Raw genomic sequence first — 19,178 nt, 5'->3', positions numbered from 1 at the left:
CCGATTTAAATATCTACAAGATTTCGTCAGGAGTCCAGATGAGACCAAGACGAACCATCGCTGTAATCGCAGCAATGGCAACGGTTCTGCTCGCTCCCACCGCTGCCTGGAGCGCCTATATCCCGAAAACTCCACCACTCACCACGCCCTGGACCAGCCAGGTCTCCCTCACCAACCCGCTACCGGAATACCCGCGCCCGCAACTGACCCGGACCGACTGGCAGAGCCTCAACGGCCAATGGCAGTTCGCCGCAGCCAGCTCGCTGACCACGCCCCCGGTCGGCCAGAACCTCGCCGAGACGGTCCTCGTCCCCTACCCGATCGAGTCCGCCCTGTCCGGAATCATGCGCCACGTCAACAACATGTGGTACAGGCGCACTTTCACCGTCCCCAGTGGATGGTCGGGCCGCCGGGTCCAGCTCAACTTCGGCGCCGTCACCTGGCGCGCCTCGGTCTGGGTCAACGGCCAGTCGATCGGCGCGCACAGCGGCGGCTACGACTCGTTTTCCTTCGACATCACCGGCGCCCTCAACGGCGGAACCAACGAGATCATCGTCGGGGTCTACTCCCCCGTCGACGCCGCCGGAATCCCGCTGGGCAAGCAACGGCTCAACGGAAGCGGCATCTTCTACACGGCCTCGAGCGGGATCTGGCAATCGGTCTGGCTGGAACCCACCAGCACGGTGCGGATCACCCGCCTGGACACCACCCCGGACGTACCGGCCGGCGTGCTCGACCTGGTGGTACAGACCGCGGGCGGCACCGGCCAAACCGTTACCGCGCAGGCACTCAGCGGCGGCGCCGTGGTCGGCACGGCCACCGGCGCGCCCGGCGCGCATCTGCGCGTCCCGGTGCCCAACGCCCGGCTCTGGAACCCCGATGACCCGTTCCTCTACGACCTGAGGGTCACCCTGTCCGGCGGCGACAGCGTCGGCGGCTACTTCGGCATGCGCTCGCTGGGCAAAGCGATGGTGGGCGGCGCGTTGCGCCCACTGCTCAACGGCAAGTTCGTCTTCCAGATGGGCACCCTCGACCAGGGCTACTGGCCCGACGGCATCTACACCGCCCCCACCGACGAGGCGCTGCGCTTCGACCTGGAACGCCAGAAAGCCTTGGGCTTCAACATGGTGCGCAAGCACGTCAAGGTGGAACCGGCGCGCTGGTTCTACCATGCCGACCGGATCGGCCTGATGGTCTGGCAGGACATGCCCTCCATGTTCAGCTCAGCGGCCGCCGACCGCACCAACTTCGAGTCCGAGCTGCACCGCGTCGTCGACCAGCTCCGCGGCTACACCTCCATCGTGCAATGGGTTCCCTTCAACGAGGGCTGGGGCGAATATGACCCGGCGCGCATCGCCGATCTCGTCAAGAGCTGGGACCCGAGCCGTCTGGTCAACAACAACTCCGGCTCAAACTGCTGCGGCTTCGACGGCGGCGCCGGCGACGTCATCGACGACCACATCTACGTCGGGCCGGGAGCACCCAACCTGCCCAGCGCGACAAGGATCGCCGTCCTAGGCGAGTACGGTGGCATCGGGCTGCGGGTGGCCGGGCACGAATGGTCGCCCGGCAACGGCTTCGCCTACGAGATGACCGCGGACTCGGCCGCGTTGACCCGCCGCTACGTCGAGGTCACCGGCCAGCTACGGGACCTGATCTACGGGCGAGGCCTTTCCGCCTCGGTCTACACCCAGCCGACCGACGTGGAGAACGAGGTCAACGGCCTGTATACCTACAACCGGCGCGTGTTCAAAATGGACAGTGCTCAGGTGCTGGCGGTCAACAACTCGGTCAAGGCGGCGGCCAGTGGCACCTACCTGCCGGTCAACCAGCTGATCTCGCTGCGGGCCACCACGGCGGGCGTGACCGACCGCTACCTCGGCCCCGGCGTGACCACCGTGGTCACCTCAGGCAGCACCGACACGGTCAAGCGCCAGCACACCTTCTGGGCGCGGCCCGGGCTTGCCGACGCCGCCTGCGTCAGCCTCGAATCGCGCAACAACCCCGGTCAGTTCCTGCGCCATTCCGGGTACCGGATAAGCCAAGCGACAAACGATGGCACCGCACTGTTCGCCCAGGACGCCACCTTCTGCGTGCGCGCAGGGCTGTCGGGCGCGGGGACATCGCTGGAGTCGAAGAACTTCCCCGGCCGCTACCTGCGCCACATCAACTCCGAGGTGTACATCGCCAACTCCAGCGGCGCCAACCCGTGGGACAACCCCGCGAACTTCGCCGCCGACGCCACCTGGTCGCTGTCGACCGCGTGGTGGCGCAGCGGGGTCGACCTCACCCTCAATGCGGCGCAATCGTTCCGTGTCGTCACCCCCGGCTTCACCGACCGCTATCTGCGCCACCTCAACAGCCTCGGTGTCACCGAGGTGGTCAACGCCTCCAGCTCGGCCACGCTCAAGGCAGACGCCACGTTCTACATCCGGCGCGGGCTGGCCGACCCGACCTGTTACTCGTTCGAGTCGCGCAACTTCCCCGGCTCCTACCTGAGGCATTCGGGCTACCGCATCCGGCGCGACGGCAATGACGGCACAGCGATCTTCTTCGCTGACGCCACGTTCTGCGCCCAGCCCGGAAAGTTCGGCACGGGCACGGTGAGCCTGGAGAGCCACAACTATCCACGCCACCACATCCGCCACTACGCGGCGGAGGTCTGGATCGCGGTCAACGGCGGCTCGCACGCCTACGACAGCCCCAGCAACTACGACCCCGACGTCAGCTGGCAGGTGAGCGCGCCATGGGCGCCGTAAACCGCCGTGACCTTCTCGTGGGCGGGTTGGCAGCCACGCTGCTGCCCGCCCCCGGGCCTGGTTCTTCACTTGAAACTCCCGGCCAGCCCGCCTCGCCTGGGCTGGCCGCAGCGCCCAGCTATCCCAACAACCGCGCGCCCTTGCAGCCGGCCGCCTTCCTGCGGTTGCCGCCGGGGGCGGTGCGCGCCCAAGGCTGGCTGGCCACCCAGCTGGATCGTCAGGTGAACGGCCTGTGCGGGCGCTACCCCGACACCTCGCATTTCCTGCAGTACGCCAACACCGGCTGGACCAACAGTGGTCTGGGCGGCTGGGAGGAGGTGCCCTACTGGCTGCGCGGCTACGCCGACCTCGGCTACGTCACCGGCAACCCGGGCGTGCTGAGCACGGCCCGGCGCTGGATCGACGGGGTGCTGGCCACCCAGGCCGCCGACGGCTACTTCGGCCCGTCCGCGTTGCGCACCTCGCTCAACGGTCACGTCGACGTCTGGCCGCACATGCCGATCCTGCAGCCGTTGCGGTCGCACGCCGAATACACCGGCGACACCCGGATCAACCCGTTCCTGAGCCGATTCCTGGCCTACGTCAACACGCAGCCCGCCGCGGTCTTCCGCGACGGCTGGGGCACCTGGCGCTGGGGCGACATGATCGATTCCGTCTATTGGCTCTACAACCGCACGGGAGAGGGGTTCCTGCTCGATCTGGTGCGGAAGATCCATGCCAATTCCGCCAACTGGGTCAACAACCTGCCGACGTTGCACAACGTCAATGTGGCGCAGGGCTTCCGTGAGCCGGCCCAGTATTGGGTGCTCTCCGGCGACGCCACCCACCGGTCGGCCGCGTACAACAACTACAACGTTATACAGACCAGCTATGGGCAGTTCCCGGGCGGCGGCTTCGCCGGCGACGAGAACGTGCGAGGCGGGTTCACCGACCCGCGGCAGGGCTTCGAAACCTGCGGCATCGTCGAGTACATGCTCAGCCACGAGATCCTCACCCGCATCACCGGCGATGCGGTGTGGAGCGACCGGGTGGAGGAGCTGGCCTTCAACTCGCTGCCCGCCGCGCTGGACCCGGCGGGCAAAGCCATCCACTACATCACGAGCGCCAACTGCGTCGATCTTGACAACGCCGTGAAGACCATGGCGCAGTTCCAGAACGGCTTCGCCATGCAGTCCTACCGGGCCGGCGTGGACCAGTATCGCTGTTGCCCGCACAACTATGGCATGGGCTGGCCCTACTACGTCGAGGAGATGTGGCTCGCCACTCCCGACGGTGGGCTGTGTGCCGCGCTCTACGGGCCGTGCACGGTGACCGCCCGGGTCAGCGGCGCGACGGCGGTGACCATCGTGGAAAGCACGAGCTATCCTTTCGACGGCACCATCACCCTTGGCGTGCAGCTGGCCGCGCCCACCGCTTTCCCGCTGGTGCTGCGCATTCCGGGCTGGTGCGCCGCGCCGCAGGTGCGGGTCAACGGCGCGGTGGTGAGCTCGGGCGCCGGTCCCCGGTACACCAGAATCGACCGGACCTGGTCCAACGGCGACACCGTGACCGTGACGCTGCCGATGCAGCCGGTCGTGAGAACCTGGCCCGCCCAGCATAATGCGGTCTCGGTCAACTACGGCGCGTTGACGTTTTCCATGCGTATCACCGAAAACTGGGTACAGACCGGGGGCTCGGCCCAGTTCCCCGAGTACGACGTTCACCCCGGCTCGCCCTGGAATTACGGGCTGCCGCCGGGCGCGGCCATCACCGTGAGCACCGGAGGCAACCTGACCGATCCCTTCACCGTCGCCAACGCCCCGGTCAAGCTGACCACCACCGGGCAGCGGATCGAGGCTTGGCAGGCCGACAACCAGAAGGTGGTGACACCGCTGCAGGACGGGCCGGTCGCCAGCACGGCCGCCAGCGAGACCATCACCCTCATCCCGATGGGGGCCGCCCGGCTGCGCATCACCGCATTCCCGCGCACCGGCGGCACCCGGCAGTGGGTGCGGCCGGGCGCCGCGTTCCGGTTGCAGAACAGGCACGCCGGCAAGGTGCTCGGGGTCGATGGCATGTCGCTGGCCAATTCCGCCAATGTCGTGCAGTTCGACGACAGCGGCACCGCCGACCATCTGTGGCGCATCGCCGACGCGGGTGGCGGCTACGTCAAGGTGTTCGGTGTCAACTCGGGCAAGCTGCTGGCCGTGGAGAACGCCTCCACCGCCAACTCCGCGCGGGTCCAGCAGTTCGCCGACACCGGCACCCTCGACCATCAATGGCAGCTGGTGGACAGCGGCAACGGCTACCTTCGCCTGCGCAACCGCAACAGCGGCAAGGTGCTCGGGATTTCCGGGGTGTCGACGGCGAATTCGGCTCAGGCCGTGCAGTTCGACGACAACGGATCGGCCGACCACGACTGGCGTCTCATTCCCGACGGGCCGGTCAAACTGCAGAACCTGAACTCGGGCAAGGTGCTTGCCGTGGAGGGGATGTCGACCGCGAATTCGGCGCGCGTCCAGCAGTTCTCCGATGTGGGCACCGCCGACCATCTCTGGGTGTTCCTGCCCTCTCCCAACGGCTACTTCCGCATCCGCAACGTGAACTCCGGCAAGGTGCTGGGCGTCGCGGGAATGTCCACCGCAGACTCGGCTCAGGTGGTCCAGTTCGACGACAACGGCACCGCCGACCATCTGTGGCGGATCCGGGTCGTCGACGGCAGCCCGGCCACGGTAAGGATCCAGAACCTCAACAGTGGGAAGGTGCTTGCCGTGCACGGCGGCTCCACGGCCGATTCGGCCAATGTGGAGCAGTTCGCCGATGTCGGCAGCGCCGACCACCGATGGCGCCTCCTCTAGTAGGTAGGTGGGTGGAGCTGCGGTCGGCCCTTGGCGGGCAAGGGTCGGCCGCAGCGCACCTTTGTCTCGCTAGCCCCACCGGACCAGGTTGTAGATGGCACCGGCGCCGTTGCCGAAGTAGGGGCTGTAGTTCCAGCCGCCGGGCCAGGTCTGCAACTCGGAGGTGACCCCGTTGACCAGACCGAAACCGTTGCCGGAGTTGAAGTTGAACAGCCACGCGCCGCCGCTGGACCCCGGCGTCATGTTGCACGGCAGGGCGAGCACGCTCGAGTTGAGGAACGAGACCGAGGTGCTGCCGTGGCAGTAGTACAGATCCTTGCCGTTGAAGGGGGCCGCTCCGGGATAGCCGAAGGCGTAGGCGTAGTAGTTCTTGGGCTGGTTCCAGGTGATGCCCAGCGCGCCCGTGCGGCTCTGCACGGTCTGCGCCAGATTGTTGAACAGCAGCACCACTCCCGCGTAGTCCATCTCGGGGTAGCTGTTGGTGCGCCAGCCCGCAGGAACCTCGACTCGGAACCCGGGCCAGCCGCCGTAGGACGACTGGAAGCCGTTCTTCACCGCGGGATAGAACCATAAGTTGGTGGAGTAGCCGCGAAACTTCCCGCCGTGCACGCAGTGGGCGGCCGTGAAGATCACCGATTTGATTTCGGTGGACACCACGGTCGCTGAGCACACTCCACCCAATCCCTGGTCGCTGGTGAAGTAAAGCTTGCCCATCATGGCGGCGGGGGCGGCGTACTGGCCGCCGGGCCACTTGACCGCCGATGAGATCGCGCTCGGCGCGATGGTCACGGCCGGGCCTTCGGGCTGCCCGGTCACGCCGGGCGCGTGTTCGCTGGAGTAGACCGGCCGGTGCAGCCCTGCCGCCGTGTTCGCCTCCGCCTCGCGACGGCGCTCCGGTGTCCAGTAGCGGTCAAGCGCCTGCTGCGGGGTCGCGCCCAGCAGCTGCGCTCCATGGGTCAGGTGGGTGGTCGCCACCTCCGGCGAGGCAAAGGCCGACCCCGGAACCGATAACGCGGCCAGACAGGCCGCCGTCGCCGCGATGAGAACTCCTCTGAAACTCAGCATGCCCCGAGTCTGCTGAGATGCCCCGGGCACGGACAGGGCCACTGTGGACCCAAGGCAGGTCGACAGTGGCCCGGTCAGATCAGGGCGCGGTCGCGGTGATCGCGGTGGCGCTTAGGGTTTCGGTGCCGGCGCTCGTGCCCAGGATCCGCACCTCGGTCCCCACCGCGAGATCCTTCAGCGTCACGGTTTTGGCGGTCTGCACGACGGTGGTGGCCGTGGTTTTGACCGTGATGAGGGTGCCGTCGGCGGTCTCGATGTACACCGTCGTGCCGTCGACCAGCTTGACCTTCCCGCTGACCGGGGTGGCCGACGCCTGCTGACCGGTTCCCTGCTGGCCGGTTCCCTGCTGACCCTGGCCGCGATTGCCGAAACCGGGCACCGCGTTGCCCGTGCCCGCGCGGCTGGGGGTGGTGCCGGTGCTGCCGTAGGCCTGCTGAACCTTGACCCCGGCGAGGAATCCTGCGCAGGCGATGACCAGGCCCAGCATGATGCCGGTGCTGCGGGTCAGCCATGGCGTCCGTTTGGCTTTGGCCAGCCCGGTGGTGAGGTCGTCCATCAGTTTCCTTACTCGTAACGAAGCGCGTCGATGGGCCGCAGGCCCGCGGCACGGCTGGCGGGATAGCTTCCGAAGAACAGGCCGATGGCGACCGAAACCCCTAGAGCCAGCGCCACCGAGCTGGGCACGATGACCGGTACCACCCCGGCGATGGTGAAGTTGGAACCCAGCAGAGCGAAAGCCACCCCCAACCCGCCACCGATGACGCTGAGCAGGGTGGCCTCGATCAGGAACTGGGTGAGGATGACCCGTTTCGGGGCGCCGAGCGCCTTGCGGATGCCGATTTCGCGGGTGCGCTCGGTGACCGTCACCATCATGATGTTGGTGATGCCGATCCCGCCGACCAGCAGGCTGATCGCGGCCACCGCTCCTAAGAGGACGGTGAACGTCTCGGCGGTCTGGGTACGGGTGGCCAGCAGCTGTGACGCGTTGCGGATGGTGTAGGGGGCGTTCGCCGTACTGGTGACGTTCATCCGGGCGTTGAGGAGCGCGGTAACCTCCGCCTGGGCCGCCGGGACGGCGTCGGCGCTGACCGCCTCGATGGTGATCGAGTTGACCGGCCCGTACCCGGTCAGCGCCCGCTGCACCGCGGTAAGTGGGGCGATGGCGATGTCATCGGGATTGTTGAAACCCGTGGAGCCCTTCTCCTTCAGCACGCCGATCACGGTGAAGATCTGCCCGCCGATCCCGATCCGTTCCCCGATCGGGCTCGTGGTGGCGCCGAACAGCTCGGTGGCGGCGGTGTGCCCAAGCACCACCACGCGCGCGGCCTGGTCGATATCCTCCTCGGCGAAGCCCACCCCGGCGGCCACCTCGCTGTTGGAGGCGCCGAAATAGGCCGGGTAGGTACCGATGACCTGCTGGACATCGTGGGTGGTGTCGCCGAAGTTCAGGGTCTGTGCGGAGGTGACCACCGGCGAGACGCTCTTGACATCGGGGGCCGCCTTGAGCGAGTTCGCTATGTCCAGGGTCAGATCGGTGCTGTATCCGGTGCGGGCGGTGGTGCGTCCACCTTGGACGGTGATGGTGTTGGTGCCCAGCGCCTGCAGGCTTTGCTCGACCGCCACCTTGGATCCGTTGCCCACCGCCACCAGCAGGATGACCGCGGCGACACCGATCAGGATGCCGAGCATGGTCAGGCCGGAGCGCAGCTTGTTGGCGCTGATGCCCTTCAGCGCGAACTTGAAGATCTCGAAGAAGCTCATATGATCTGCCCGTCACGAAGCCTGACTATGCGCCCGGCGTGCGCGGCGACCTCGTCCTCATGGGTGATGAGCACGATGGTACGCCCCTGCGTGCTGAGCTTGTCCAAAATGGACAACACGTCCGCGGTGGAGTGGCTGTCCAGGTTGCCCGTCGGCTCATCGGCCAGCAGCAGCGCGGGTTCGGTGACCAGAGCGCGGGCGATGGCGACCCGCTGCTGCTGCCCGCCGGAGAGCTGGTTCGGGTCGTGGTCGGCGCGGCCGGAAAGGCCCACCATGTCAAGCGCCTCCATGGCCCGCTCGCGGCGCTGGCGCGGTTTGACCCCGGCATAGGCAAGGGGCAGCTCGACATTGGCCAGCGCACTGGTACGGGCGATGAGGTTGAACGATTGGAAGACGAAACCGATGCGCCGGTTGCGTACCAGCGCCAGCTGCGTGTCGTTGAGCTCGCTCACGTCCACGCCGTCGAGGTGGTAGCTGCCCGAGGTGGGGATGTCCAGGCAGCCGATGATGTTCATCAGCGTCGACTTGCCCGAGCCGGAGGAGCCCATGATGGCCACGTGGTCGCCGTAGGCCACCGACATCGACAGCCCGGCGAGGGCATGCACCGCCGCCTCGCCCTCGCCGTAGACCTTGGTGACGTCGCGGATCTCTATAACGTTCATCTGTTGCCGCCGCCGCCCCTGGTTCCGCCGCCGGGGACCTGACCACCCGGAAGCTGGCCGCCGGGTAGCTGACCACCGGGTAGCTGGAACCCGCCGCCGGTGGTGCTGCTGCTGACTGTGGCCAGCACTACCTGCTCGCCCGCCTGCAGGCCCTCCAGGATGACGGTGGCCGAGTCGCCTTTGAGTCCTATTTGGACAGCGCGAACTTCCTGTTTCCCGTTGGCCACCACGGTGACGATGTTGCGGCCCGCGACGCTGGTGACCGCCGCTGTCGGCACGTTGATGGCGTCGGCGACCTCGTCGACGGTGATGGTCAGCCGCACCGACTGGCCCAGGCGGGCGCCCTCGGGCACCGTGTCCAGGGTCGCCGTCAGCGGATAGGTGATCACATTGCCGCTGCTCGGCGTCGGGGACAGCGTGGTCACCGTCGCCTTGGCGCGGGCGCTGGAAAGAGCGTTCCAGGTCACCGCGCCCACCTGGCCGGGCTTGATCCGGGTGGCGTCGGCCTCGGGCAGCGTCGCCTTGACCTGAAGCTTGGTCAGGTCGGCGATCTGGAGAAAGTTCGCTGTCCCGCTGGAGGCCGAACCGGTCGCCGTGGACTTCCCGCCGACGGTCCCATTGAGCGCCACGACCGTCCCGGCCATCGGCGCTTTGAGCTGGGTGCCGTCCACCTTGCGCTGCGCTGCGGCGACCGTGGTCTCCGCCTGGTCGACCTGGTTCTTCGCATTGTTCACGGCGTCACCGGTGGCCCGGTCCAAAGCGTCCTCGGCGGAGTTGAGGTTTCGCTTCGCCGCGTCCAGCTCGGCCTTCACATCGGTGGGGTCGACCGTGGCCAGCACCTGGCCGGCCGTGACCAGGTCGCCGATCTTCACGTTGATGGCGTTGACCGTTCCGGCGGTGGCGAAGTCGGCGGCCATGGTGGCCGCCGATTCGATGGTGCCGTCGGTGGCCACGGTCGCGGTCACCGTTCCTACACTGACCGCCACCGTGCGCACGTTGCCTGTTCCCGCGTTGGCCTCGGACTGGCCGCCGGTCACCATGAAGTAGGCGGCCACTATCCCGGCGGCCAGCAGCACCGCCAGCACGATATTGATCACCGTGGTGCGGTTGCGCATCGACCGCAGCCGGGTCAGGACCTGCCGGCCCGTCATGGCCCGCAGGCTCGTCAGGGCGCTCATTGGGCGGGCGCCGACGGACGCAGCACGGCGCAGACCTTCTCCGCGTCGGCCACCTTCGGGTCGCTGGTGGGCAGCGGCTGTCCCTGGGTCACGGTCACCCCATGCTCGGACATGCAGTTCAGGTAGGCCTGTTGCCGGCCGTTACCGCCGCCGGGACGCGCACTGCCATTGGGGCGCACGCCACCGCTCGGGCGCAACGACCCGCACTTGGCCAGGGCCGCCTGCCATTTCGCCGGGTCGACCCCGGCCGGCGCCTGATCGCCGAAGTTGAAGCCGTTGCCAGGACGGCCGGAAGGGAACGCCGTCGGACGGCCGGAGGGAAACGCTGTCGGACGGCCCGAAGGGAACCCGCCACCCGGCTGGCCCGAGGGCCGGGTGAACGGCTGCCCGCTGGCCCGCGCGCCGCCCTGCCCCAGCCCGGACACATCTATGCCTTCCTGGCGCAGACAGTCTTGGAAACTAGCAGCGACGGGGGTCGTCTCCGGCTCGGAGCTTCCACAGGCGGCCGCCGTGGCAGCCGCCAGCAGCAAGCCGGCGAGAAGCGCGACAAATCTCATTCGGCGAAGCTTCGTCGCCGACCCTCACACCCACCTAGCCGTAACCTCAAAGCTTCCTCAGAATCGGGCGCTACGCGGAAATTCCGAGGTTGCTCCGAGGAAAGTCCGTGACACTACCCACCCATGACCTTCCGAGCGCAAAAACGGCGGCCCCTTTGGTACGGGGCCGCCGCCGTGGTGGTGGCTGGCGCGGCCGCCGTGGTGGTGGCCCTCAACGCCGGTGACGCAGGATCCGCCCCACCCGCCACCGTGCAGGTCAAACGCGGCTCGGTCACCTCGTCGGTGGCCGCCGCGGGCACAGTTCAGCCGGTGTCCACGCGCCAGATCGCCTTCTCCACCGCCGGGACATTGACCTCGGTGACGGTCAAGGCAGGCGACGCCGTGACCGCGGGTCAGGTGCTGGCCACCATCGATCCGGCCGACGCGAAGGAAGCCGCCGATCAGGCGCAGGACAGTGTCAACGCGGCCGAGCAGACCCTCGATGAGGCGCGAGCCGCGGCAGCGGCGGCGGCCAGCCCGACACCCGCGCCGCAGCCGACCGGCAGCGCGGGCCCGGCGCCTCGCCCCTCCACCCAGCAGCCGTCCCAGGGGCGCGTGCAGACCGACGCCATCTACACCGCCGAGGTGGCGCTCACCAAGGCGGAGCAAAACCTTTTCAAAGCAAAGCAGCTTCTGCTGGGTACCACCATCAGCGCACCGGTAGCCGGAAAGGTGCTGCGAGTCGGCGGCAAGCCGGGCGACACCGTGTCGACGGCCGCTTTCATCGACATCGGCGTCGTCGAGAAGATGATGGTCAAAGCGGACTTCGCGGAGGCGGACGCGGTCACCCTGGCCGCCGGTCACCACGCGACGGTGCAGCTGGCCAACAAGAAGGGCACCGATTTCGCCGCCACCGTGGACCAGGTCGCCGTGCAGGGCACCATCACCAACCGGCTGGTGCGCTACACCGTGCTGCTCTCGTTCGACGCCCCGCCCGCTGACCTGCTCATCGGGCAGTCGGCCACCGCGCAGGTCATCATCGCGCGCGCAGACGACGTTCTTTACCTGCCCCAGTCGGCCGTCAAGATCACGGGTACCACCAGCGGCCAGGTCAAGCTGCCCGACGGCACGCTGCGCGAGGTGGGCGTGGGGTTGCGCGGGGACGGCAGCGCCGAGATCAACGGCATCGCGGAAGACACCGTGGTGCGCCTCAACGCCCGATGACAGATCGGCAGGAGATTGCGGTGAAGATGAAGCTGCTGGTCGTCGACGACGAGGCGAACATCTGCGCGCTGCTGGCGCAAACGCTGCGCCTGGTGGGTTTTGACGTGCAGACGGCCGGCAGCGGGGGCGAAGCGCTGGCCGCGGCCGCCCGGTTCCAGCCTGATCTGCTGGTTCTCGACGTGATGCTGCCCGACATCGACGGCTTCGATGTCGCCCGCAAGCTTCGCTCCGGCGGGCACGACATGCCGGTCCTCTTCCTGACCGCCCGGCATTCGGTGGAGGACCGCATTTCCGGGCTCACCGTCGGCGCCGACGACTACGTGACCAAACCGTTCAGCCTCGAAGAGGTCGTGCTGCGGATCCGGGCGATCCTGCGCCGCGCCCGCATCGGGGAGCAGACCAGCCCCGGCATACTGCGCTTCGCCGACCTGGAAATGGACGAGGACGCCCACGTGGTGCGGCGCGGCGGGCAGGTCATCGACCTGTCCCCCACCGAGTTCAACCTATTGCGCTACCTGCTCGACAACGCGGGCCGGGTGGTCTCCAAAGCCCAGATCCTGGACCGGGTATGGAATTACGACTTCGGCGGTGACGGCCGCATCGTCGAGTCCTACATCTATTACCTGCGCAAAAAGGTGGACCGCACCGGCCCTCCGCTCATCCACACCCTGCGCGGCGTCGGCTACACACTGCGACTGCCTGTCCAAAGTGAACAGTCATGAAAACGTTGCGCGGCAGGATGGTGCTCACCCTGCTCGGCCTGGCCGCGGTAACCCTGGCCATCACCAGCATCGCCGGAATCCTTATCCTGCGCCACTACCAGACCGGCCGCCTCGACAACGAGGTCACCCGGCTAAGCCAGGTCGCCGCCCGGCCCTTCTTCACCGAAGGCCGCTTCCGCCCACCCGACACCGGCGCCCCCGGCTCCCGCCGAAACCCCACGGCCCAACCTTCCGCCACCCCCACTACCTCACCGCCCATCACCACCGCGCCCCTTCCCGCCGCACTGCCGTTCACTGCCACGGCACCTTTCCCCACCACCACACCGCTTCCCGCCGCGGCACCCATCCCCACAGCCACACCGCATTCTGCCGCGGCACCAGGGACCGCCTTGTCGGGCGCAGCGCCTAGCGTCGCCCCGTCGCCGAGGGCTGCCGCCTCGCCGGGCGCGACCTCATCGCCGAGCCAGCCCTTGTGCGCTGAGCTTTGGCGCGGCGGCTACCCCAACGCCGAGTCCAACCTGTGGCCCGAGTGCGCCGCTTTTCCCACCGGTGTCGGCGACAACGCCCTTTTCCTTGTGTACGACGCCCAGGGCAACCCGGTCCGGGGGCCGCGCAACATCGACCCTGTCGACGGCCCCGACCTTGGCAGCTTCGCCGACATCCAGAACCGGGCGGGCCAGCCGATCGCCACCCTGACCAACGCCGGCAGCGGTGAGCGGTTCCGGGTCAAGGTCACGCGCACCCCGCGCGGTGACTACGCCGTCGCCGCCATCTCCCTCGCCCGCGCCGACGCGACCACCACCCAGATGACGGTGGTCAGCATCGGGGTCGGGCTGGGTGTGCTCGCCCTGGTCGGCCTGGGCTCCTACTACCTGGTCGGGATAGCTTTGCGCCCGCTGACCCGGATGGAACATGCCGCGGATGCCATCACCCAGGGCGACCTGTCCGCCCGGGTCCCGGACACTAACCCGCACAGCGAGCCGGGCCGGCTCGGCATCGCCCTCAACACCATGCTCGGCCGGGTCGAGGCGGCCGTCGCCGCCCGCACCACCTCGGAACAGAAGCTGCGCCGGTTCCTCGCCGACGTGTCCCACGAATTGCGCACCCCGCTCACCAGCATCCGCGGTTTCGCCGAGCTCTACCGACGCGGTGGCGCACCTTCCGGCCCGCAGCTGGACGAGACCATGTCACGCATCGAGGCCGAGGCGGCCCGGATGGGTCTGCTCGTGGAGGATCTGCTGCAGCTCGCCGCGCTCGACGAGAGCCCGCCACTGCGGCGCGCCCCGGTCGACCTCCTGGAAATCGCCGCGGACACCATCCGCGACGCGCATGTGCGAAACCCTTCCCGCAAGGTCGATCTGGCCACCTTCGAACCGGTCACCGTCGACGGCGACGAACACCAGCTGCGCCAGCTCGCCGCCAACCTCATCGGCAACGCGCTGCAGCACACCCCGGCCACCGCCAGCGTCACGGTACGGGTAACCACAAGCAGCACAACACTTTCCGGCGACGCCGTCACTGCCTCGGTGGGCACGCTGCCCGTCACGGCCACCGTCGCCGTCGTCGAAATCGCTGACACCGGGCCGGGAATAGCCCCCGAACACGCCCAGCACATCTTCGAACGTCTCTACCGGGCCGAGCCCAGCCGCTCCCGCAACCACGGCGGCGCGGGACTCGGACTGGCCATAGCGGCATCAATCATCAAGGCCCACCACGGCCGCATCGAGCTGGCCACGCGCCCCGGCACCGGAGCCACCTTCCGCATCCTGCTGCCCATGCCCGATCGCGAGCTTCCCGACGATTAGCCGAAAGCGCCGCCGCGGCCTTCCCCTCCCGCGAAACGGGCCGCCCCCTGCGCCGCGACACCCAGCGTGGTCAGCCCGCCGGTAGCCTCCAACGCCAAGCCCGCGAACAGATCACGGCCCAGTCCGTCGTAGATGGAGCGCCGGTCGGCGAGCATGGTCTCCTGCGGGAACGAGGCCAGCTGCTGCGCGTATTCGAGCGCATGGTCCAGGTGGGTTCCGGCCGGCACGATCCGGTTCACCAGGCCTATGGCTAAGGCTTCTGCGACGGGTACCATTCTGCCGCTCAAAGTCAGATCCAAAGCGCGCCCCAACCCGATCACCTGCGGCAGCCGCTGCGTTCCGCCGTCCACCAGCGGCACACCCCAGCGCCGCTCCGGGAACCCGAAAGTCGAGCCCTCGGCCGCGATGCGGATGTCGCACCACAACGCCAATTCCATGCCGCCGGCCAGACACCAGCCAGAAATCGCCGCGATCGTTGGCTTGGGCGACAGCAGCCGGGTGAACCCGAGCGGGCCACCCGGGGCCACCACCCGCGGCACCAGGCTGTCGAGGGCCTTGAGGTCGGCGCCCGCGCAGAAGGACACCTCGCCGGCCCCGGTGACGATCAGCACCCGGGCCTCGTCGTCCGCGACGAAAGCCTGGTAGCCGCGCAACAACGCCTCCGCCGCCGGGCCGTCGATCGCGTTGCGCCGCTCCTGACGGTCGATCGTCAAAATCGCGGCCGCGCCGCGCCGCTCATACCGGATGGCCTCAGACATGAACAAATGCTACGGCCACCACAGGCTCACGAGCTTGACAGTCCTTGTCACCCTCAGCCCATGCAGATCACCGAGGTCAGCGTGGCGGGGGTCCGTTCCGCGGTGGTGGCGCTGGGGCACCCGAACAAGCCTCTGCGCTTCGTGCTCTTCCCCATGATCCATTTTGGCTTGCCGGCCTTCTACCGCGAGGTGGCGCAGCGTTTGCGCCAATGCCACCTGGTCGTGGCCGAGGGGTACGACGGCCCCAGCTCGGTCGGGCTGGCCTACGCGATAGCGCTGCGGATGACCCGCCAGCGCGCCGTCGACCGCCTGGTACACCAGGACATCGACTTCGAGGCGATCGGTGTCCCGGTGCTGTGGCCGGAGCGGCTCGGCCTTGACGGCGGGCACTGGCGCAGGCTGCCGCTGCTTGGCTGGCTGGATGTCCTGCTCCTGGTGCCCTCACTGGTGGTGTCCATGCTGCTGGGCGGCCGAAACTGGTTGCTGCGCCGCAACCTGGAGGTCAGCGACGACACCGACGTGCGCCTGTTCCTGTCGTTTCTGCAAAAGCCGATACTCAACAACCGCGATGAGGAACTCTTGGAAGCGCTGGTGAAGATCTACGAGTCACGCGCCGACGAGAAGATCGATGTCGCGGTCGTCTACGGCGCCGCACATATGCCGGCCGTGGTGCAGGGCCTCGCCCAGCGATTCGGTTACCGGCCGCGTCGGGGCGGCGAGTGGCTCACCGCCATCGACTTCTAATGACCGGCCGAAACAGCCCACAACAGCGCTTTCTCAGGGAGGATATCCAGGTGACGACCTCAGGGTCGTGCCCGCCGAGCCTCGCAGTGAGGAAACCGCAATGACCGACGCCAAGAAGCCCGCCAAGCGCACGACCGCGAAGGACGAGAAATACGAGGGTTTCACGGAAGACGAACGCGCCGCGATGAAGGAGCGCGCCAAGGAGCTGAAGGCAAGCGCGCGCCGCGGCGCGAATGCGGCCGACGCGGAAAGCGAGGTGCTTGCGAAGATCGCCGAGCTGCCGGATGCGGACCGCGTCATCGCCGAGCGGATCCACGCCATCTTGAAGGCCAACGCGCCGGGCCTGACGCCGAAGCTCTGGTACGGGATGCCCGCCTACGCCAAGAACGGCAAGGTCGTCTGCCACGTGGTAAGCGCGCAGAAGTTCAAGACGCGATACTCGACGCTGGCCTTCAGCGACGAGGCGAACCTCGACGACGGCAACATGTGGCCCACCTCTTTCGCCCTGGCCAAACTGACCGCCGCCGAGGAGAAAAAGATCGTCGCGCTAATCAAGAAAGCGGTCAGCTGACCGCAGGAGCGCCGATCGGCGCGCGCCAGGACCCCCCGGAAAGCGGTCAGCCCACCGCAGGACCGCCGGTCAGCGCGCGCCAGGACACCCCCGGGAAAGCGGTCAGCAGACCGCAGGAGCGCCGGTCAAAGCGTGCCAGGACACCACCGGGGTCAGCTGACCGCTGGACCGCCGGTCAGCGCGCGCCAGGACACCGCCGCCAACACCACGAACACGCCGGCGCCGAACACCGCGACCGAGGCGACCCCGAACTGCCCGGCGATCAACCCGCCCAGCGCGGCGCCAATGGGTGCCGAGGCCAGCCCGACCACCCGGCTCGCCGCGCCGGTGCGCCCGCGCAGCTCGGCCGGGACCGCCTGCTGCTGGTAGGTATTGACCAGCACGTTCCATATCGCGCTGCCGGCGATGAACACACCCAGGGCCGCTCCACCCACGACTACCTGACCCGACGCCGCCGCCAGTGCGGTCAAAGCCACTGCCTGCACGACCAGCACCCGCCGCAACGCCGGCAGAATGCCATACCTGGCACCGATCCGGCTCGCGAAGACGCCCCCGGCGATGCCGCCGGCCGCCCCAACCAACGTGAACAATCCGTAGGCTGCCTCCGGTACCCCGAAAACATCCAGGATCAGCAGCACTATCACCGCTAGCAACGCGCCGATGACGAGGTTGGCCGCAGCGGACAGAATGGCGAGCAGCCGCAGCGACGGCTCGCGCCACATCCACCGCACCCCGGCCACGGCCGCCCCCCACAGGCTGGCGCGTGGCGCGGCCGCCGCCTGCGCCGCGGACATCCGTGGCAGCGTAAGCGCTAGCAGCGCCGCGAGCGCGAAAGTCACCGCGTCTACAGCGAACGGCAACGCGGCCGCCACCACAAATAGGCCTCCGGCCACCGGACCGCCGAGGAGACCGCCGGAGATCGTGCTGCCGACCTGCATGCGCCCGTTGGCTTTGGCGAGCCGGTCGGCGGGCACCAGCTCGGGCAGGATGGCAAACGACGACGAGTCGAACAGGGTGCCCACCGTCGACATCGCGAACGCGAACACCATCAGCAGCCCCACATTGACGTTGCCCGTGGCGACCGCGATGGCCAGGCCCACCACCATGGCACACCGCAACCCGTCGGTGCCGGCCATGCTCAGCCGTCGATCCCAGCGGTCGGCCAGCGCCCCGCCCAGCAACCCGAACAGCAGACCGGGCACCTGACCCGCGATCACCACCAGCGCGATCGTCTCCGGATCACGGGTCAGACCCGCCGCGACCAGCGACAGTGCCGGACCTCGTAACGCGTCGCCGAACCTCGACACGACGCTGGCCGTCCACATTCGCCAAAAGGCGGCTCCGAGCCCACCCGCCACAATCGGTGGCGCCCCCGCTGTCACAGTCATGGCGCAGAACCTAGCGGCGCCCTACGACAACAACTGCCCACCCCAATCCTCGGGCGCGACGTCGGCCAGCGTCTCCGAGAACATCCAGTGGTGCCCGGCGGGATCCTCCACGCTGTACTGCCTTTCGCCGTACTCCCAGTCGGTCGGCTCCATGAGGACGCGTGCGCCGTAGGCCCTGGCCCGCTCGCAGTGGGCGTGCACGTCTTCGACGCGAACCATTACCGATTGGGCAACCTCGCCGGGCTGAGGCGCGCGGCGCTCACCCCGCACGTCCGCGACAATCACCGCGCCATCACCGACGCGCAACTGAGCCCGGTGACTCTCACCGATGCGCAGCCGCTCGACGAAGCCGAAGGCTCCTTCGAGCCAGGCGACCGCCTCGCGTACATCCGGATAGGTCAGGACTGGAATCACCGTAGGTGACGGCATAGAACGATTGGCCTTCATAGCAGGCTATTGAACCACCTTGGTCCACAATCAAGTCTGTCAGCTAGAGGGATTAGGTCAGATGGCCACCTCGATCGCCGAACGGAGAGCCAGAAGACCACAACGGACGGTCACCATCATCGTCACAGCTTGCCTTGCCACTCATCAAGCTTAGTAGATCATACGATCAAGTGAGCCAAGAGCCTTCACCGCACGCTTACCCTCAGTGGTGACTATCTGACCGATGGCTCTCCGGGACCGGACGAGCCTACGGACTGACCCCAGAACCCATCTCCTCCAGCCATCGCCGCGTGGAGCGCTGGCCTGCGCCCACCCACTGTCCCGGCGGCGAAACACTCATCGAGGGAGAGCCATGCAAAAGCTTAGTTCCCACAGTCTCAGGCGAGCCGTCGGTATCGGACTGGCAATCTGCCTATTCACCTTCGGCGCACCAACCGCAGCCATCGCCGTAGGCCCTGTCCACATAACCGGAACGGTGACAAGCCAAGCCGGCGGCGGAGTCCAAAATGTCGCAGTAACCGCCACCGCCCCCGGCGCCACCACCACCCTCTTCGGCCCGGTCCTCACCGCCACCAACGGCGCATACCAGCTCGACGTGGACCCAGGCACCTACGACATCCACTTCACCCCACCCACCGGCTCCGGCCTCAACCCCATCATCGCCAACAACCTAGCCGCCACCACCGACCAAACCCTCAACATCCAGCTGACACCTCCCTCG

The 19,178-nt window shown here is 67.9% G+C and carries 17 protein-coding genes; 8 read left to right on the top strand and 9 right to left on the bottom strand.

Features of this window, described 5'->3' with window-relative positions; translation table 11 throughout:
• Positions 1 to 74: 74 nt before the first annotated feature.
• A complete protein-coding gene (locus Rhe02_RS50290) occupies positions 75 to 2,759 on the top strand; it encodes an AbfB domain-containing protein (RefSeq protein ID WP_239124428.1) in 2,685 nt (894 codons plus the stop codon).
• Positions 2,747 to 5,596: an RICIN domain-containing protein gene (locus Rhe02_RS43430; protein WP_203914385.1), complete on the top strand. Its 2,850-nt coding sequence runs from the start codon at positions 2,747 to 2,749 to the stop codon at positions 5,594 to 5,596. The genes Rhe02_RS50290 and Rhe02_RS43430 overlap by 13 nt, the downstream gene beginning before the upstream one ends.
• A 69-nt stretch (positions 5,597 to 5,665) precedes the next feature.
• Here Rhe02_RS43430 and Rhe02_RS43425 read toward each other — a convergent pair whose 3' ends face one another.
• From Rhe02_RS43425 to Rhe02_RS43400, 6 genes are all read right to left on the bottom strand, one after another.
• Positions 5,666 to 6,661 carry a trypsin-like serine peptidase gene (locus Rhe02_RS43425; RefSeq protein WP_203914384.1) on the bottom strand — a complete coding sequence of 332 codons (996 nt, stop codon included), beginning with the start codon at positions 6,659 to 6,661 and terminating at the stop codon, positions 5,666 to 5,668.
• A 79-nt stretch (positions 6,662 to 6,740) separates the two neighbouring features.
• Positions 6,741 to 7,217: a hypothetical protein gene (locus Rhe02_RS43420; protein WP_203914383.1), complete on the bottom strand. Its 477-nt coding sequence runs from the start codon at positions 7,215 to 7,217 to the stop codon at positions 6,741 to 6,743.
• Between the two features lie 8 nt (positions 7,218 to 7,225).
• Entirely contained in the window at positions 7,226 to 8,422 is a 1,197-nt protein-coding gene (locus tag Rhe02_RS43415; RefSeq protein ID WP_203914382.1) for an ABC transporter permease, read from the bottom strand.
• The gene (locus Rhe02_RS43410) at positions 8,419 to 9,084 is read right to left on the bottom strand and encodes an ABC transporter ATP-binding protein (RefSeq protein ID WP_203914381.1); all 666 of its coding nucleotides are present in this window, start codon (positions 9,082 to 9,084) and stop codon (positions 8,419 to 8,421) included. The genes Rhe02_RS43415 and Rhe02_RS43410 overlap by 4 nt, the downstream gene beginning before the upstream one ends.
• Positions 9,081 to 10,235 carry an efflux RND transporter periplasmic adaptor subunit gene (locus Rhe02_RS43405; RefSeq protein WP_203914380.1) on the bottom strand — a complete coding sequence of 385 codons (1,155 nt, stop codon included), beginning with the start codon at positions 10,233 to 10,235 and terminating at the stop codon, positions 9,081 to 9,083. Before Rhe02_RS43405 ends, Rhe02_RS43410 begins: the two co-directional genes overlap by 4 nt.
• Before the next feature lie 23 nt (positions 10,236 to 10,258).
• Positions 10,259 to 10,819: a hypothetical protein gene (locus tag Rhe02_RS43400; RefSeq protein WP_203914379.1), complete on the bottom strand. Its 561-nt coding sequence runs from the start codon at positions 10,817 to 10,819 to the stop codon at positions 10,259 to 10,261.
• Between the two features lie 123 nt (positions 10,820 to 10,942).
• Here Rhe02_RS43400 and Rhe02_RS43395 point away from each other — a divergent pair, with 123 nt between their 5' ends.
• Genes Rhe02_RS43395 through Rhe02_RS50285 form a run of 3 tightly spaced genes read left to right on the top strand, consistent with a single transcriptional unit; the run spans position 10,943 to position 14,549 of the window.
• Positions 10,943 to 12,022, top strand: coding sequence for an efflux RND transporter periplasmic adaptor subunit (locus tag Rhe02_RS43395; protein ID WP_203914378.1), 1,080 nt, complete (start codon positions 10,943 to 10,945; stop codon positions 12,020 to 12,022).
• Positions 12,019 to 12,744 (top strand): response regulator transcription factor, encoded by a 726-nt coding sequence (locus Rhe02_RS43390; protein WP_203914377.1) that lies wholly within the window; start codon positions 12,019 to 12,021, stop codon positions 12,742 to 12,744. Before Rhe02_RS43395 ends, Rhe02_RS43390 begins: the two co-directional genes overlap by 4 nt.
• Complete coding sequence (locus Rhe02_RS50285) at positions 12,741 to 14,549, top strand: sensor histidine kinase (protein ID WP_239124427.1); 1,809 nt, start codon at positions 12,741 to 12,743, stop codon at positions 14,547 to 14,549. Before Rhe02_RS43390 ends, Rhe02_RS50285 begins: the two co-directional genes overlap by 4 nt.
• Here Rhe02_RS50285 and Rhe02_RS43380 read toward each other — a convergent pair.
• Positions 14,546 to 15,307: a crotonase/enoyl-CoA hydratase family protein gene (locus tag Rhe02_RS43380; RefSeq protein WP_203914376.1), complete on the bottom strand. Its 762-nt coding sequence runs from the start codon at positions 15,305 to 15,307 to the stop codon at positions 14,546 to 14,548. The genes Rhe02_RS50285 and Rhe02_RS43380 overlap by 4 nt on opposite strands.
• A gap of 60 nt (positions 15,308 to 15,367) precedes the next feature.
• On the opposite strand from Rhe02_RS43380, the gene Rhe02_RS43375 reads away from it, so the two are divergent.
• The gene (locus Rhe02_RS43375) at positions 15,368 to 16,051 is read left to right on the top strand and encodes a hypothetical protein (RefSeq protein ID WP_203914375.1); all 684 of its coding nucleotides are present in this window, start codon (positions 15,368 to 15,370) and stop codon (positions 16,049 to 16,051) included.
• Between the two features lie 100 nt (positions 16,052 to 16,151).
• Positions 16,152 to 16,622: an iron chaperone gene (locus Rhe02_RS43370; RefSeq protein WP_203914374.1), complete on the top strand. Its 471-nt coding sequence runs from the start codon at positions 16,152 to 16,154 to the stop codon at positions 16,620 to 16,622.
• Between the two features lie 152 nt (positions 16,623 to 16,774).
• On the opposite strand, the gene Rhe02_RS43365 is transcribed toward Rhe02_RS43370, so the two are convergent.
• Both Rhe02_RS43365 and Rhe02_RS43360 read right to left on the bottom strand, forming a co-directional pair.
• A complete protein-coding gene (locus Rhe02_RS43365; protein WP_203914373.1) occupies positions 16,775 to 18,010 on the bottom strand; it encodes an MFS transporter in 1,236 nt (411 codons plus the stop codon).
• 21 nt (positions 18,011 to 18,031) lie between these two features.
• Entirely contained in the window at positions 18,032 to 18,424 is a 393-nt protein-coding gene (locus Rhe02_RS43360; RefSeq protein ID WP_203914372.1) for a VOC family protein, read from the bottom strand.
• 508 nt (positions 18,425 to 18,932) lie between these two features.
• Here Rhe02_RS43360 and Rhe02_RS43355 point away from each other — a divergent pair.
• On the top strand, positions 18,933 to 19,178 hold a 246-nt coding region (locus Rhe02_RS43355), incomplete at its 3' end, for a hypothetical protein (protein ID WP_203914371.1).

The organism is Rhizocola hellebori (assembly GCF_016862955.1).
Lineage (GTDB): Bacteria > Actinomycetota > Actinomycetes > Mycobacteriales > Micromonosporaceae > Rhizocola > Rhizocola hellebori.
The sequence above is the reverse complement of the archived record's forward strand: the minus strand, read 5'-3'. Positions and strand labels throughout refer to the sequence as shown.